The 16,990-nt window shown below is 66.5% G+C and carries 11 protein-coding genes; 10 read left to right on the forward strand and 1 reads right to left on the reverse strand.

What is annotated here, in order from left to right; genetic code table 11:
* Positions 1-261 precede the first annotated feature (261 nt).
* The 8 genes from ACWGRX_RS18640 to ACWGRX_RS18675 all read left to right on the forward strand — a co-directional run bounded on the left by ACWGRX_RS18640 (position 262) and on the right by ACWGRX_RS18675 (position 12,261).
* Positions 262-1,569 (forward strand): polysaccharide biosynthesis/export family protein, encoded by a 1,308-nt coding sequence (locus tag ACWGRX_RS18640; RefSeq protein WP_452118759.1) that lies wholly within the window; start codon positions 262-264, stop codon positions 1,567-1,569.
* 37 nt (positions 1,570-1,606) lie between these two features.
* Complete coding sequence (locus tag ACWGRX_RS18645) at positions 1,607-3,016, forward strand: mannose-1-phosphate guanylyltransferase/mannose-6-phosphate isomerase (protein ID WP_452118760.1); 1,410 nt, start codon at positions 1,607-1,609, stop codon at positions 3,014-3,016.
* A 169-nt stretch (positions 3,017-3,185) separates the two neighbouring features.
* Positions 3,186-5,351: a GumC family protein gene (locus tag ACWGRX_RS18650; protein ID WP_452118823.1), complete on the forward strand. Its 2,166-nt coding sequence runs from the start codon at positions 3,186-3,188 to the stop codon at positions 5,349-5,351.
* Positions 5,352-5,368: 17 nt separating this feature from the next.
* On the forward strand, positions 5,369-6,334 hold the full coding sequence (locus tag ACWGRX_RS18655) for an NAD-dependent epimerase/dehydratase family protein (RefSeq protein ID WP_452118761.1): 966 nt from the start codon (positions 5,369-5,371) through the stop codon (positions 6,332-6,334).
* Complete coding sequence (locus ACWGRX_RS18660) at positions 6,331-7,596, forward strand: glycosyltransferase family 4 protein (protein ID WP_452118762.1); 1,266 nt, start codon at positions 6,331-6,333, stop codon at positions 7,594-7,596. The genes ACWGRX_RS18655 and ACWGRX_RS18660 overlap by 4 nt, the downstream gene beginning before the upstream one ends.
* Positions 7,593-9,836, forward strand: coding sequence for an NAD-dependent epimerase/dehydratase family protein (locus ACWGRX_RS18665; protein WP_452118763.1), 2,244 nt, complete (start codon positions 7,593-7,595; stop codon positions 9,834-9,836). The genes ACWGRX_RS18660 and ACWGRX_RS18665 overlap by 4 nt, the downstream gene beginning before the upstream one ends.
* Positions 9,837-9,839: 3 nt before the next feature.
* Positions 9,840-11,066 (forward strand): MATE family efflux transporter, encoded by a 1,227-nt coding sequence (locus ACWGRX_RS18670; RefSeq protein WP_452118764.1) that lies wholly within the window; start codon positions 9,840-9,842, stop codon positions 11,064-11,066.
* On the forward strand, positions 11,044-12,261 hold the full coding sequence (locus ACWGRX_RS18675) for a glycosyltransferase (RefSeq protein WP_452118765.1): 1,218 nt from the start codon (positions 11,044-11,046) through the stop codon (positions 12,259-12,261). The genes ACWGRX_RS18670 and ACWGRX_RS18675 overlap by 23 nt, the downstream gene beginning before the upstream one ends.
* 28 nt (positions 12,262-12,289) lie before the next feature.
* Here the strand turns inward: ACWGRX_RS18675 and ACWGRX_RS18680 are convergent, their stop codons facing one another.
* The gene (locus ACWGRX_RS18680) at positions 12,290-12,778 is read right to left on the reverse strand and encodes a response regulator transcription factor (RefSeq protein WP_291635197.1); all 489 of its coding nucleotides are present in this window, start codon (positions 12,776-12,778) and stop codon (positions 12,290-12,292) included.
* Positions 12,779-13,734: 956 nt separating this feature from the next.
* On the opposite strand from ACWGRX_RS18680, the gene ACWGRX_RS18685 reads away from it, so the two are divergent.
* Both ACWGRX_RS18685 and ACWGRX_RS18690 read left to right on the forward strand, forming a co-directional pair.
* Positions 13,735-15,390 (forward strand): acetolactate synthase large subunit, encoded by a 1,656-nt coding sequence (locus ACWGRX_RS18685; protein WP_452118766.1) that lies wholly within the window; start codon positions 13,735-13,737, stop codon positions 15,388-15,390.
* A 164-nt stretch (positions 15,391-15,554) separates the two neighbouring features.
* Complete coding sequence (locus ACWGRX_RS18690) at positions 15,555-16,937, forward strand: aldehyde dehydrogenase family protein (RefSeq protein WP_452118767.1); 1,383 nt, start codon at positions 15,555-15,557, stop codon at positions 16,935-16,937.
* The last annotated feature ends 53 nt before the right edge of the window (positions 16,938-16,990 follow it).

Below are 16,990 nucleotides of genomic sequence, written 5' to 3' on the forward strand. Positions count from 1 at the left end.
CCGGGTTCCGGCATCCCGGCCCCGCCAATGCCCTGACCATGCGACATGAAATGACCACGGCCACCGCCAAACAACGCAATATTTCCAAACCCTTGGAGCCAACCTGTCGAGGGGTAGCCCTTTCGCGCCCGGCTCGTCGCCCTAATGCGCCCGATCGAAACCGGCGCGGTGCTCTAGCGTGTCCTCACAAACCCGCCTCGCCAGACCGATGACGGATGGCCCGGAGGCCGGGTTCGGAGACATCCAGGAAGGTTCCACGCAATGCCCGCTCGCCAGACATCCGAACCGCAGGCCCTGACGCCGTCTCCGGCGCGGGCAGTGCGGGCCCCGGCCGCAACGGTGAGATTGTCCTGGCTGGCCGGGCTCTGCGTGCTCGCTCTCCCGCTTCTCCCAGCCGCGGCGGCCGAGCAGAACGCCTATCGCGTCGCCCCGGGCGACCGCATCGGCATCACCGTCTTCGGCCAGGCCGACATGTCCGGCGATACGATGATCGATTCCAGCTACAGCATAGCTGTGCCGCTGGTCGGGTCCGTATCGGTGCGCGGGCTCACCCTCCGGGAGATCGAACAGCGCGTCGCCAAGAGCCTCGCGGACGGCTATCTGCAGAATCCGGTCGTGTCCGTGCGGCTCACCGAGCCGCGCCCGATCTATGTCGTCGGCGATGTCCGCACAGCCGGCGTTTACCCCTACCGCCACGGCGTTTCTGTGCTCGGTGCGGTCGCATTGGCCGGAGGGTTCGGCGTTCCCGAGGAACAGGTGCGCGCCGCGCTGCGCACCGACTTCGTCCAGGCCGATGAGCGGGTTCGCGCCCTGGAGACGACCAGGCTGACGCTGACGGCCCGGCGCATCCGGCTCGAGGCGCAGCGTGACGGACGCAGCCCCGATTTCAGCAGCCTCGCGGCCGGGCGCGGTTCCGAAGAATTCGTGACGCAGCTCAAGGCCAGCGAGACCGAGCTGCACAATTTCCAGACCTCCGCCCTGCAGCAGCAGATCGAGATGCTGCAGCAGCAGGAGCCGAAGCTCCAGGACAATAAGCGCTTCGTGCAAGACCAGCTCAATGCCGAGAAGCGCCAGCTCGAACTGATCCAGCAGCATCTCGTCGACTACAACGCCCTGCTCAGCTCGGGTCTGGCGCGGCGCTATACCGGGATCGAATTGCAGCGCGAGGAAGCGCGCAATCGCGGCAACATCGCCCGTTTCAATGCCGACATCTCGTCGAACGGACTGGCCCTCGGCGAACTCAGCCTGCGGATCCGGGAAGCACGCGAGGCCTTCCAGCGCCGTGTCTGGAGCGAGATGCAGGACGTCGTGCAGCGCCTCGCCGAGACCGATGCGGCACTGCCCGCCGCGCGGCTGACCCGGGAGCTCAGGCTGCGCCAGGTCGGTCTCGCCGAAGAAACCGCCGGGCCGCCGAAGCGCTCTCTGTTCGTGACACGCCAGACCGAGCAACGCAGCGAGACTTTCCCGGTCGTCGAAGGCGCCCTGCTCGAACCCGGGGACATCCTGCGCGTCGAGCGGCAGCGCCTGCCCGAGCCCGACCTGCCCCCGACCGCCGCCGCCATGCGCTGACCCGGCCCTTCCCCCGCCCTTGAAACTGGAGCGAGACATGAGCTGCCCAATCCGGCCCCTGATCATGTGTGGTGGCGCAGGGACGCGCCTTTGGCCGATGTCGCGCGAATCCTTCCCGAAGCAGTTCGCGCTGCGCGTCGGTGGCTATTCGATCTTCCAGCAGACGGTGCTGCGGGTCACTGGGCCGGAATTCGGCCGGCCCGTGATTATCACCAACCAGACCTATCGCTTCATCGCCGAGCAGCAGCTCGCCGAAATCGACGTTCTGGCCGACTTCGTGCTCGAGCCCGCCCGCCGCGACACGGCGCCGGCGATCATCGCCGCGGCGACCCTAGCCGGGCAAAGCGACCCCGATGTGCCGCTGCTGATACTCGCCTCGGATCATCAGGTCCGTGACGGCGAGGCCTTCCGCACCGCCGTTCTCGCCGGTCTGCCGGCGCTGGCCGGCGGCTGGCTGGTGACCTTCGGGATCCTGCCGACCGACCCCGCTACGGGCTATGGCTATATCGAGCCCGGCGAGACGCTGCCCAGCGGCGCGCGAACCGTCAGGCGCTTCATCGAGAAGCCCGATGCCGAGCGGGCCAGGAGCTATGTCCTCGACGGGATGCTGTGGAACTCCGGCAACTTCATGGCCAGCGCGCGCACCCTGATCGAGGAGTATGCGCTGCACCAGCCCGCCAGCGCAGCCGCCGTCGCACGGGCCGCCGAGCAGGCCACCGTCTCGCCCGGCGTCTTCGCGCTCGAGGCGAAATCCTATGGCGAGGCCGAACAGCTCTCGATCGACTATGCGGTGATGGAGCGGACGGCGCGCGCGGTCGTGGTGCCGCTCGCCTGCGGCTGGTCGGATGTCGGCAATTGGGACCTGCTCTGGGCGGTCAGCGACCAGGACGGGGCCGGCAATGTCAGCCGGGGCGAAGTCGTCCTCTCCGACGCCCATGGCTGTTATGTCTCGAGTGACGGGCCGCTGACCTCGGTGCACGGCGTCGAGGATTTGATCGTCATCGTCAACAAGGACGCGATCCTCGTGACCGACCGCCACCGCAGCGGCGAGGTCAAGCAGATCGTCGAAGGCTTGCGCCAGACCGGGCGGCAGGAGGCCGACACCCATTGCAAGGTCTATCGCCCCTGGGGCTGGTACCAGGTCACCGATTGCGGCGACGATTTTCAGGTCAAGCGTATCGTCGTCCATCCGAAGGGCCGGCTCTCGCTGCAGAGGCATGGGCATCGCGCCGAACATTGGGTGGTGGTCCGCGGCACCGCCCAGGTCACGGTCGGCGAAGAGGTCCGGCTGCTGACGCCGAACCAGCACGCCCATATCCCGCTCGGCGCCGTCCACCGGCTCGAGAACCCCGGCAACACGCCGGTCGAGCTCGTCGAGGTGCAGTGCGGCGACTACCTCGGTGAGGACGACATCGTCCGCATCGAGGACATTTATCAGCGAGTCTGACGATGGGCTCGCCGCGCCCCTTTGCCGGCAACCCATCGCCACGGTGCGGGCCCTGGGCCTTCGGCCCGGCCCGCGCCATCCCGGCCGGGAACACGCCGCTTTCGACGATCCCCGCCCCGAGCAACCCTGGCAAGCCCAGCGCTTCGCCACAGAAGGCCGCGTGAAGGTCATGAACTGGGCGTTCCAGAATCCGATCCGGCTGGAAGAAGGCGCTCCACGGCATTTCGAGCATGTCGGCTACGAGGCCGGCCTCGCGCTGTGGCGCCGCCGCCGGATGATCATCGGGCTGATCGCGCTGGCGCTGCTCGCCGCCACGGCCTTCCTTTTGACGAGCGAGAAGCGCTATGCCGCGACCTCCCTCGTCCAGATCGATTTCAGCCGCGATGATCCGACCGGCCGTCGCACCGCCGGCCTGCCGCTCGATGCGAGCGCCCTCGTCGAGACCGAATCTCGCTTCGTCCGCTCCCGCACGATTACCCGCCAGGTCGCCGAACAGCTCGCCGCCGAGGCCGCCGCCAAGCCCGCTGCACGGCTGGGAGCGCCCGTCCCCGATCCGGAGCAACTCGAGTCGCAGATCGAGCAGCTGGCGCGCAATCTCACGGTCCGGAACGACAGCCGCTCCTATCTGATCGAGATCGGCTACACTGCCAATACGCCGGCCAAGGCCGCCGAGATCGCCAACCGCTTCGCCGATACCTATCTCGCCAATCGCGGCGAAACGAGTTCCGCTTCGGCCCGCCGGGCCGCCGAATGGTATGCCGACCAGATCGAGGTCACGCGCAAGAGCCTCGAACAGGCCGAGCGCGCTGCCGCCGACTACCGCCGCAGCTCCGGCATCGTCGAGACCACTGCGGAAGGCGCGGTGCTGCTGCAGCAGCGGCTGCGCGAGATTTCGAGCCAGGCCAGCGCCGCCACGCTCGCGCGGGTGAACGAGGAATCGCGGCTCGAGCGCGCCAAGCTGGCAGCCGCCGAAGGCAACATCCCGCCCGACATCGCGGCACTGCCTCAGATTCAGCGGCTGATCGAAAGCCGGGAGACGGCGCGCCGGCAAGCCAGCACGCAGGCCGCCGCGACCGGCGAGCGCCATCCTTCGGTGATCCAGGCCCGCGCTCTGCAGCAAGAGGCGGAGGCGCGCCTGCAGAACGAGGTCGCGAATGCGCTGGCTGCGATCAGCGAGGACGTGAAGAGCGCACGCCGTGTCGAGGAAGAGCTGGAAACCGGCGTCGGCAAGGCAAAGTCGAGCCTGATCGATGCGCGGGCGAGAGAAGCGGAGCTGCGGACCCTGCAGAGCCGGGCCGATGCGCTGCGCGAGCGCCTCAAGGTCTTGAACGAGGGTCATATGCAGGCCCGCGCCTTGTCCGAGCTGAAGCCGGTCGTGGCGCAGATCATGGCGGCGGCGGAACCAAGCCGGGCCCCGGCCGGCCCGAAGAAGGGGCTGACCCTGGCGCTCTCCGGGCTCGGCGCCGCCGTGTTCGGCGGGCTCCTCACCTTCCTGCTCGAACGCCGGGATGTCGGCTTCCGCAAGGAAGAGGAGGTGCTGGCCGCCACGGGCAGCCCCTGCATCGGCCTGCTGCCGGCGCTGCAGCCAGGCGATGCCCGGGTCAACGCCGCCACCCAGCGCGAAATCCTGCGCGCGATCATCGCCACCCACCGTCTCGCGGAATCCGGGCCGGCCAAAGTCCTGCTGATGACCTCGGCCCTCCCCGAGCAGGGCAAGTCGCAGGCGCTCGAGGCTCTCGCCCATTGCCTCGTCGAGATGGGACGCCGCGTTCTCGTCGTCGACGCTTCTCCGCGCAGCGAGCTCGACGGCACCGGGAAGGCGGCGCTCGAGGACATCGTCGCCGGCAGCGCCGCGCGCAAGCGGGCGCTCGAAAGCGGCCGGCAATGGAGCCCGGCGGACATGCCGCTGCGCAATCCGCTGCTGCGGCGAAGGGCACCGCTGGCGGCCAGCGAAGCGCGCCAGCTCTCGGTGGTGCACCGTCGCGGCGGCCTTTCCGACAGCGCCTCCGCCTTCACGCCGGCGACGCTCGCGGATCTGGTCATGGAGGCGCGCTCGTCCTTCGACGTCGTGCTGATCGAAGCACCGCCGGTCCTGCTGGCCGCGGATGCGCTGATCCTCGCCCATTTCGCCGACATCGTCCTGCACGCGGCGCGCTGGCAGGACACGCCGAAAGCCACCGTCGCCGCGGCGGTGAAACGGCTCTGCGACGGTGGCATGAGGGTCCACGGCGTGCTTCTGACCCAGGTGGACGTCGAGCGCTATGCGAGCTTCCAGAGCTTCCGCGCCCCGTCCTCCGCCTACAGGATTCGCAAATATTACGCCGATTTCGACTGAATGCCGGGGAGGTGACCTTGGGCCTGCGCGATCGCATCATCATCACAGGCGGCAACGGCTATGTCGGCCGCCAGCTGACCCGCCAGCTCTACGAGCAGCACGATGTCTGCGTCGTCGACAATCTCCGCTATGGCGAGCTCCGCTTCACGCCGGCCGATCTCGAACGCATCCGCTTCGAGCGCCTCGACATCACCGACGAGTTGGCGATGGCGCGGCTCGTCCGGGAGTTCCGGCCGGATGTCATCGTCCATCTGGCCGCGATCCACTACATCCCCGAATGCGAGAACGATCCGGCACTGGCGCTGCGGACCAACCTGCTCGGCCTGGTCAGCGTCCTGCACGCGGCACAAAGCGGCACGCGCTTCGTCTTCGCGAGCAGCGGCGCCGTCTACAAGCCCGACCTCGCCCCGCATTGCGAGATGTCGGCGGCGCTCGAGCCGAACGACATCTATGGCATGAGCAAGCTGCATGGCGAGCAATATGTCCGCTATCTCGCGCAGCAGCGCTCGCTCTCCGCGGTCATCGTCCGCCTGTTCAACGTGGTCGGCCCCGGCGAGACCAATCCGCATCTCCTGCCCGAGATCGTCGCGCAGCTGAAGGCCGGCCATCGCGTGGTCCGGCTCGGCAATCTCTGGCCGAAGCGCGACTACATCCATGTCGAGGATGCGGCGCGCGGCTTCGCCACGATCGCGACCGCCAGGCGGTTGCAAACGGAAAGCACGGTCACGGTGAATCTCGGCTCCTCGCAGCCCTATTCGGTCGAGGAGGTCCTGCACAAGCTGCGCGCCATCGCCGACATCGAGTTCGAGCTGGAGCAGGATGGCAGCCGGATCAGGCCGGTCGACCGCCCCTTCCTGGCCGCCGACACCACCCAGATCCGCCGACGCTTCGGCTGGGTCCCGGCCTTCACCATCGACGACGCGCTGCGCGATCTCTGGCGCGCACCAGACCTCGCCCGTGCGCTGGTGGAGAAATATCAATGATGAAGGTCCTCGCCGCGATCGTGGCTCCGCCGCATCTCAGCGTCAGCGGCGCCGGCCGGGCCGCCGAGCAGCTCAGCGCCGCGCTTTCGCGGCATTGCGACATCACCGTCGCCAGCATGATGGGGGCGCAGCTGCGCGAGGCGGACGCCGGCGGCCTGCGGCGCGCACCGGTCAAAGTCGGGTTGCCTCAGCCGCTGCCCTGGAACCGGGTCCCGAACCGCTACCGCACCTTGTTCTACCGCTCCGACATCCCCGAGATGCTGCGCACGGGCGGCTTCGACCTGGTGCATCTGCACAATCCGATGCCGGCGCTGGAAATGGCCCGGATCGCCCGGGCCTGCCGGGCGGCCGGCGTGCCCTATGTCGTATCGACGCATGGCTTCAACGAGATCGCCAACGGAACGCGGATCTACGGCTTCGGCCCGCTGCGCCGTCTGGCCTGGCGGGCCCTGGTGACAGGCCCGGTGCAGCAGACGGTGCGCGGAGCCGCGGCCGTCCTCGGCCTGTCGCCTGCGGATCGCGAAATCGTTGCGGCGATGGGCTTTGCCGGCAGCTTCGCCCTGGTTCCCAACGGCGTGCCTCTGCCCGGTCCGGCCGATAGCGGCGAAGACACTGCCATCTGGCACAGGCTCGGCGTACCGGCCCGGCGCCCTGGCGAACTCACCGCCATGTTCCTGGCGAACCACACGCCGAACAAGGGCCTTCCGATCCTGCTCGAGGCCTTCAGCGGACTGAATTGCCCGTACACCCTGATCGTCGGCGGCGAGACGCGCCCCGAGATCGACTACAGCCTCGCCAACCGCAAGCGGCGCTCCGATCAGCGCATCATCGTCACCGGACGCGTCTCGGATCGCGAAGTCGAGGCCCTGTTCCGCCGTTCCGATCTCTTTGTCTTCCCGACCCTGGCCGACACCTTCCCGCTCGTCGTCCTGGAAGCGATGTCCCATGGGCTGCCGGTGCTGGCTTCCCGCGTCGGCGGCATCCCGCACCAGCTCGACCAGGGCAGCGGCCGATTGGTCGAGCCGGGCGATGTCGGCGGGCTGCGCGAGACGATCAGCGCGCTGGCGGCGCAGCCGGAGCGGCTGCGGAGCATGGGACAGCAGGCCAAGGCGCGTGTCACCCGGCACTTCACCTGGGACAATGCGGCCGAGCGGGCCTTCGCCGAATATGAAAAGGCGCTCGCAGCGCCCTCGCAGGCCCGTGCCTCTGCCGTCTCCGCCCACTGCCTACCCCATACGGTTCAGCGAGGAACACGAGCATGAGCTCCGCCACCCCCAAGCGTCTCGCGATCATCGGCTGCGGAGCGGTCGTCGACCATCACATCCTGCCTGCACTGCGCCGCCTCGGCTGGCTGCCCTCGGTGCTGATCGACCGCTCGCCCGAGCGCGTGGCCCTGCTTGCCGGCAAGCTCGGCCGGCATGGCCGCGATATCGTCCGCGCCGCCGAGTGGCGCGAGGCCACCGACAAGTTCGATGCCGCCATCGTCGCCGTGCCGCACGTCTTCCATGGCCCGATCGGGACCGAGCTGCTCAAAGCCGGCAAGCATCTGTTCATGGAGAAGCCGCTGGCCGTGACCTCGGAGCAGTGCCAGACGATGATCGGCGAGGCGGAGACCCGCGGGCTCAGCCTCAGGGTCGGTCTGCTGCGGCGCTATCTGCTCGGCGCGCGCTGGCTCAAGGCGCTGATCGAATCCGGCACGCTCGGCACGATCCGCAGCTTCAGCATTCGCGAGGGCTTCGTCTTCAACTGGGCAACCAGCTCCGATGCGCTGCTCCGGCGTGAGCTCGCCGCCGGCGGCGTACTGATGGATACCGGCGCGCACACGCTCGACCTGCTGCTCTGGTGGCTCGGCGACGTCGCCTCGCTGCGCTACCGCGACGATGCCGCACAAGGGGTCGAGGCCGACTGCCTGCTCGAATGCAGGATGGCTTCGGGTGCGACGGGAACGGTCGAGCTCAGCCGCACCCGCGATCTGCGCGACACGATCCAGATCCAGGGCAGCACCGGCTTCGTCGAGGTTCATCTCTCCAAGAACATCGTCCTCGACGGCTCGCCCAACGCGCTCGCCTTCCGCCATGAAGGGCGGGCGGCGGCCGATCTTCCGCTGCAGCTCTTCCCGGAACTGTTCGATTCCGAGCTGCGCGATTTCGCCCGGAGCGTCGCGGGCGAGGTCACTGCCGGCATTCCCGGCAGCGAAGGCGCCCGCTCCGTCGCGCTGATCGAGCGCTGCTACGCCAATCGCGAACCGCTGACGCTCGGCTGGCGCAGCGACGCGGTCGATGGCGACGCGGACGACATGCCTCGCCTGCCCGCCGGCAGCACGGCGCTGCTCACCGGCGCGGCCGGCTTCATCGGTGGCAGGCTCGCCGAGCGGCTGGTCGAGCAGGGCGTCAAGGTGCGCTGCCTCGTGCGCAGCTTCGGCCAGGCGACACGCCTCGCCCGGCTGCCGGTCGAGATCGTCAACGGCAGGCTCGGCGAAGCCGGCCCCGCGGCCCGCGCCTTCGACGGGGTCGATTTCGTCTTTCACTGCGCCTATGACCACCGCTCCCGCAAGGCCAATCTCGACGGGCTCGAACAGTTGCTGGCGGGCGCCGCCAGGCAGAAGGTCAAGGGCTTCGTCTATCTCAGCAGCTTCTCGGTCTATGAGCCGTTTCCGGACGGCAAGCTGACCGAGGAGACCCGCGATGGCGACGTCTCCTGGCCCTATGCCCGCAACAAGCTCGACCTCGAGGCCCGCACGCTGAAGGCCGCCCGCGAGGAGGGGGTGCCGGCCTCGATCATCCAGCCGGCCGTGGTCTACGGCCCGTTCTCCAAGCCCTGGGCGGATGCCCCAGCCCAGATGCTGATCACCGGCGACGTCATCCTGCCCGATGCCGGGGACGGCATCTGCAATGCCGTCTTCATCGAGGACCTGATCGACGCGATGCTGCTCGCCGCGCTGCGCCCCGCGGCGGTCGGCGAGCGCTTCATCATCTCCGGCCCGGAACCGGTGAGCTGGGGCAAGTTCTTCGGCGCCATCGCGCAGGCCATCCAGGTTCCACCGCCGGTCTATTGGCCGAGCGCCCGGATTCGCGGCGAGAACAGCGGCCTCATGCGCGACATCAAGGCGGTGCTCGCCAACCCGAAGCGCCTGGTCCAGATCATCGTCCGCTGGCCGCCGGCGCGCCAGGCGCTGCAGGCCGGCTACGATGCCTTGCCGCCCGGCCTGCACAAGCTGGTGACCAAGGCCTATTTCGGCGGCGGCGGCGGCCGACGCTTCGGGCTCCGTCACCTGCCCGATCCGCGCGCGCTCGCCCTCTACGAATCCCAGGCCTATGCCAGCAACGACAAGGCGACGCGCCTGCTGGGCTACCGACCGCGTCATGGTTTTGCCGAAGGCATGGCGGTCACCGGCGCCTATCTGCGCTGGGCCTATGGCGATCTTTGCCGGGCGGGCGAGGCCGCCCGGGCCTCGACCCATGCCGCGCCGGAAGCTCCCGCAACGCTAGCCAAAGCGAGTTGAGCCTTGCTGCGCCATGCCTCCTGGACCTTGATCGATCAGGGCGTCGTCAGCCTCGGCGCCTTCCTGCTCAACATTGTGCTGGCGCGCCATATGGCGCCGGTGGAGTACGGCATCTTCGCGCTGATCTTCGGCATCCTGCTGATGATCCAGCTCTCGATCAGCTCGGTGATCTTCTATCCGATGTCGATCCGGATCGCGCGACTGCCCGAGGAAGAGCGTCCAACTCTGGCCGGGCGCAGCCTTGCCTTGCTGCCGCTGCTACTGCTGCCGGCGGCCGCGCTGCTCGCCCTTGGGCTCGTCGTCATGGGACGGTCCGATCTCGCCTTGCCCGTGGCGCTCCATCTCACCGTCTGGCAGGGACAGGAAGCGCTGCGGCGCGTCCTGTTCGCCGAGTTCCGCCATCGCGACGCGCTCGTCGGCGACAGCATCGCCTATCTTGGCGCGCCACTCGCCGTGCTGATCCTGCTGCAACAGGGCATGCTGACGCTGCCTGGCGTCTTCTTCTGCATGGCGGCCGCATCGGGCGTGGCGCTCCTGGTCTCCTCCCGCCTCGTGCACGCCGAGCGGCCAGCCGCCAGGACGCTGCGCCCGACCTTCAGCGAGTTCTGGTCGCTCGGGCGCTGGTCGCTCGCCAACAACTTCGTCGGCGCCCTGCGGATCCAGATCCTGCTTTGGGGGCTGACCGCGATGTTCGGCGCCGCGGCGACCGCGGCCTTCCAGGCGGCGCTCAATGTCGTGAACCTCGCCAACCCGATCCTGCTCGGCCTGTGCAACGTCATCCCGCAGGCGGCGGCGCGCAAATCCCGCGAAGGCTACCGGGCCGCCTGGAAGGCAGCGCGGGACTATGCCCTGATCGGCACATTACCCTTGCTGCCCTGCTATGCGGTGCTGCTCGCGGCACCGGACCTTGTGCTCCTGCTGCTGTATGGCGCGGATTCCAGCTATCTCGGGCTCGCCCTGCCGATCCGGATTCTCGCGATCAGCTGGCTGCTCGGCTACTCCGCCGACATGATCTGCTCCTTCATGCATGGCGTCGACGCCGCTCGGCTGGCCCTGCTCGTCAGCGCCGCCGGCACGCTGGCGGCCGCGGCGCTGTTCCTGCCGCTGGTCCAGCCCTACGGGCTGATCGGCGCCTGCATCGCGCTCGGAGGCTCGAATCTGGTCCGGCTGCTGAGCGCGCACTGGTTCCTGACGAGGATGATTGCCCATGGTCGACCTTCTGCTGCCTGAGACCGTTCGCTCCGCGCCGCCGCGCACCAGCCTCGACATCCGCCATGTCGTGATCGACGATGCCGGCCCGCACCCTTCCGCCGCCAACGGTGTCCACCATGTCGTCCGCAGGATGGCGCGCGAGCAGATCGCCGCTGGCGACGATGCCAGGATTCTGTTCCTGCGCAGCCATGACCAGGATGGCGGCGGAGAAGCCGTCGACCTGCCGACCCTGATCCTGCCGCTCGACGGCAGGCAGCTGGCCGGAAGGGTCTACGATCTCGCCGAACCGATCATCGCGGCGATGACGGCGGGAGCCGGGCCGAACACGGTGTTCCATATCCACACCGCCCGGCAATTGCTGCTGCCGTCGCTGGCACGGGCGCTCACCCGACGCGGTCTCCCCTTCGGCGTCACCGTGCATGGCCGGTATTCGCATGTCTTCGCCCCGCGAGGCCGTGTCGCGAGCTGGCGAACCGCGGCCTATCTGCGCCTCTTCGAGTGCCGGGCGCTGGAGCTGGCGCGTTTCGTCCAGGCGGTCTCCGTCGCCGAGGCGCGCATCATCAGCCGGCTCGCCCCCGATGCGAATGTCCAGATCGTCCCGAACGCGGCCTATTCCAGCGTCTTCGACGGGGTTCCGCGGCGTCCCAGCCGTCATGTCAGCTTTGCGGAGTTCCCGATCTTCGGTTTCTGCGGCCGCTACGAGATCGTGCACAAGGGCCTCGATCTCCTGGTCGAAGGTTTCGCGATTTATCGCAGGCAGGGCGGCGGCGGGCGCCTGGTTCTGATCGGCACCGGGCCGGCGCGAGACATTCTGGCCGCGATGGCCGCCACGCTCGGCATCACCGATGCGATCGATATCCAGGGCCCATGCTTCGGCGAGGAGAAGCACAGGAAGATGTCGGGCTGGCACTTCTTCGTACAGCCTTCGCGCTTCGACGGCGTGCCGATCGCGGCGCTGGAGGCCGCACTCGCAGGGCTTCCACTGGTGGTTTCGCAGGAAACCGGGCTCGCAGAACAGGTGGCGAGCGCCAATGCCGGCCTCGTCATGCGCGATCTGACGGCAGACGCGGTCGCGGAAGCTTTTCACAAGGCGGCGCTGTCCTCCGAGGAGGGCTGGCGGAGCATGATGCTGGAAGCACATGCGATGGCGACCGAAATCGGAGACTGGACGCCGATCGTCGCGGAACTTCGCAAGCTTTACCTGGCTGGATGAGCCTCACATCGCGGCTCGAGAACGAGCCTCAAGACGCCGCGGCGATGATCGACTCGCTGCCATACCCGATGCCGCTGAGCTCGGCCGCCGGCGCCGGTTCCAGATGGCTGACCGCCCAGATCGCGGCCTGCGTCCGGTTCTGGACCCGGATCTTGCGCAAGATCGCCTTGATATGGACCTTCACCGTCGCTTCGCCGATCTGAAGACGCCGGGCGATGACCTTGTTGGAGTCGCCCTGGATCAGGCATTTGAGGATCTGCATCTCACGCGCGGACAGGCCGCGGCCCGAATTGGAGGGCGGCGGTGAATAGGCAATGACTTCCTTCTCGACGTGAATGTCGACGCCATGCTCCTTGCCGATCTCCTTCAGGACATCCGCAGGAAACAGGCTCTCGCCAAGCATGACCAGCTCGAGAGACTTCACAAGTGTAACGAAATTAATCCGCTTCAGAAGATAAGCCGAAACAGATAGCTTGAAAGCAAGCTGAACTTGCCTCGTATCGTAATCATCCGACAATATGACGATCTTCGAATCCGAAAACAAATTTCGAAAACTTAGAATACTTCTTTCCATCAAATCGATATCATCATTTACACATATAATAATTAGAGACAAACCTCTCAGATCTCGGCATTTATTCGTAAAATCGTCAAAATCACTAGCTGAAGCTACGATATCAAAACCACGATTTCCAAGTATTTCGCGAACACCCTCTGAAAAGAGAGCGCACCGATCGATAAATGCTGTACTCACTCCACTCATAACAAGTCCCCTTATCTATAGCATTTTGGTCTCCAGCAGTATTCATAGTCATCTATCCTACTATATAACTACATCAAGATACTCATCTGGAGGGGGCGTGACAAGCTATCCCTAGCCAGAACACGAAATTTTGATTAAAATATTAACCTTTAATCACTCCCCGTTATTTCAATATGAAACACGAATCGCACAATTCTATTAAATTATAACAAACAAAATTGAAGAACAGTGAACAATATATCAAATTGATCAAAGATATATTCATCTCTAAAATGGCATTTAAATTAATATTGATCCTTTGCATGCTATAATGAATTGATATTTTTTTGTAAAAAACTTCATAGCCGACACTATCCAGCTCGCCGCGCAAGCAGTGAGGCTCTTTTCTCGTTACCCCCCATTTTTGTCCTCCAGCCTCCCTCGAACGGAGTACCTCTCACGAGCCCCGATTATGGCGCGCCGGCCGTCACGTCGCGGGCCATGAAATCGTTCGGCTCCAAGCCCTTCCGCGCCGCCGGCACAGCGTGCTCCCAGACAGCCTCTGCTATCATGGCAGGTATGTGTGCTCCCCAGGTTCTTTTCGCAGCGACGGCACCGTGACCGCCAACCGGCAAACGGACGGCACACCACGCCGAAAGCGTGCTTCCCCTGTGTCCGGCAAGAGCCTAGCCTCGCAGCAACGAGGCAGGTGACCGGAAAGGCGGCAGGGGATGAGCAAGGGATCCGATCTTCTGGTCGCGGCGCTTGAGAACGAGGGCGTCGACCGCATTTTCGGCGTGCCGGGCGAGGAAAATCTCGACGTCGTCGAATCCTTGCGGACCTCGAAAATCGAACTGGTATTGACCCGCCATGAGCAGGCCGCCGCCTTCATGGCGGCGACACATGGCAGGCTGACCGGAAAACCCGGCGTCTGCATCGCAACGCTCGGCCCCGGCGCACTGAACTTCTCGACCGGTGCGGCCTATGCCCATCTGGGGGCCATGCCGATGATCCTGATCACCGGCCAGAAGGCGATCATGACCGCCAAACAGGCCCGCTTCCAGATCGTCGACGTCGTCGCCTCGATGAAGCCGCTGACCAAGATGACCCGGCAAATCGTCAGCGCCGCGAGCATTCCCTCCGCGGTGCGCGATGCCTTCCGCGTCGCGATGGAGGAGCGTCCCGGGCCGGTGCATCTCGAACTGCCCGAGGACATCGCCTCCGAAGAAATCGAAGACATCCCGCTGATCCCGGTGCACCCGCTGGAACGACCGGTCGCCGATCCCGCAGCGCTCGACCGCGCCGCGGCGATGATCCTCGCCGCCAAGCGCCCGCTCGTGATGATCGGCGCCGCCGGCAACCGCCCGCGCCTGGTCGAGGCGCTCTCGGCCTTCGTGCGCCGCGCCCGCCTGCCCTTCTTCAACACCCAGATGGGCAAGGGCGCCGTGACCGGCGGCTCCAATCTCTATATCGGCACGGCGGCCCTCTCGGAGGGCGACTATGTCCACCGTGCCGTCGAACAGGCCGACCTGATCATCGCGATCGGCCATGACACGGTCGAGAAGCCACCCTTCCTGATGAAGAGCGCCGGCGGCTCGAAGGTGATCCATATCGGCTACCAGTCGGCCACGGTCGAGCAGGTCTACCATCCCGATGCCGAGGTTATCGGCGATATCGGCGCGACCGTCACCGCCCTCGCCGACAGGCTGGGCGGCAAGCTCGAGGCCGATGCGCATCTGCTGGAGCTGCGCCAGAAGATCCTGGCGCGGATCAACGACCGCGCAGAGGAGGACCGTTTCCCGCCGACGCCGCAGCGCATTGTCCACGACGTCCGCAAGGTGATGCCGGAGGACGGCATCGTCTGCCTCGACAATGGCATGTACAAGATCTGGTTCGCGCGGAACTACCGGACCCATGTCGCGAATACACTGCTGCTCGACAATGCGCTGGCGACGATGGGCGCCGGCCTGCCCTCGGCGATGATGGCGGCGATGCTCAATCCCGGCCGCCGGGTGATGGCAGTCTGCGGCGATGGCGGCTTCATGATGAACTCGCAGGAGATGGAGACCGCCGTACGCTTGCGCCTCAACCTCGTCGTAGTGATCTTGAACGATAGCGCCTATGGCATGATCCGCTGGAAGCAGGCGGTCGACGGCTTCCCGGATTACGGCATGAGCTTCGGCAACCCGGATTTCGTCCGCTATGCGCAGGCCTATGGCGCCAGGGGCTCGCGCGTCGAAGCGGTCGAGGACCTCGTGCCTGTTCTGGAGGCGGCCTTCGCCGGCGGCGGCGTCCATCTCGTCGAGGTGCCGATCGACTATTCCGAGAACACGCGGGTGCTGGTCGAGGAACTGCGCAACCGTTCGCCGGATGTCGAGTTGGCCTGAAAAATTTCAGTCCCCGGCCCTCATCCTGAGGAGGCCCGCAGGGCCGTCTCGAAGGATGATTCAGAGGTCTCCCGGGAAAGCTGGACCATCCTTCGAGATGCCGCTTCGCGGCTCCTCTGGATGAGGGCTGTGGCAAGGGAACCGATAGATAGAAGGAGTATCCCATGCTGAAAGTGGTCCAGGCTTTCGACCGGGCGCCCATCGAGGAGATCGCCACCGACGATGCGGCGGCGCTCGAGGCCAAGCTCCAGGCTGCAGAAGAGGTGTTTCGGGATCGCGATGGCTGGCTGAAGCCGCATCAGCGGATGGCGATCCTGCGGCGGCTCGCCGGCCTGCTGGAGGGCAAGCGCGAGCATTTCGCCCGCCAGATCGCGCGTGAAGGCGGCAAGCCGCTCGCCGATGCCATCGTCGAGACGACCCGCGCCATCGACGGCATCCACAACGCCGTCGAGGAGCTGCGCAACTTCGCCGGCCGGGAAATCCCGATGGGGCTGTCGCCTGCCGCGGCCAATCGCTGGGCCTTCACCACCAAGGAGCCGATCGGCATCGTCGCGGCGATCTCGGCCTTCAACCACCCGCTCAACCTGATCGTCCACCAGGTCGTCCCGGCGATCGCGACCGGCTGTCCGGTGATCGTCAAGCCGGCGGGAACGACGCCGCTCAGCTGCCGCGACTTCGTCGCTTTGGTGCACGAGGCCGGGCTGCCGGAAGCCTGGTGCCAGAGCTTCATTCCGGAAAGCACGGAGCTGGCGGAAAAGCTCGCCACCGACAGGCGCATCGCCTTCCTCAGCTTCATCGGCTCGGCCAAGGTCGGCTGGTATCTGCATGCGAAACTGGCGCATGGCGCCCGCTCGGCGCTGGAGCATGGCGGCGCGGCGCCGGCGATCGTCGACCGCAGCGCCGATCTCGACAAGATCATCGAGCCGCTGGTGAAGGGCGGCTATTACCATGCCGGGCAGGTCTGCGTGTCGACGCAGCGCATCTTCGTCCATCGCGAGATCGTCGATGCTTTCAGCGAGCGGCTGGTCGCACGCGTCGACGCGCTGCGCACCGGCGACCCCGTGCTGAAGGACACCGAAGTCGGTCCATTGATCCAGCCGCGCGAGGCCGACCGCGTCGCCGCCTGGATCGAGGAGGCCGTCAAGGGCGGCGCGAAGCTCGCGACCGGCGGCAAGCGGCTGTCGGAGACGACGCTGGAGCCGACCGTGCTGCTCGCCCCCCCCATCGACGCCAAGGTTTCGCAACTCGAGATCTTCGGACCGGTGGTCAGCATCTATCCCTATGCGAAACTGGACGACGCCATCGCCCGGGCGAACGGCCTGTCGGTCGCTTTCCAGGCCAGCATCTTCGCGCAGGACATCGACATCGCCCTGCATGCCGCCGAGCGGCTCGATGCCTCGGCGGTGATGATCAACGACCCCACCACCTTCCGCACCGACTGGATGCCCTTCGCCGGACGGCGCGAATCCGGCTACGGCACCGGCGGCATCCCCTACACCATGCGCGACATGACGCAGGAGAAGATGATCTTGCTGAACCGGCGCTGATCCCTCCGGCTGTATCGAGGCTCGGGCGGCCGTGGCGAGCCGCCGCCGCCCGC

It is taken from the genome of Allobosea sp. NPDC055594 (genome assembly GCF_053618995.1).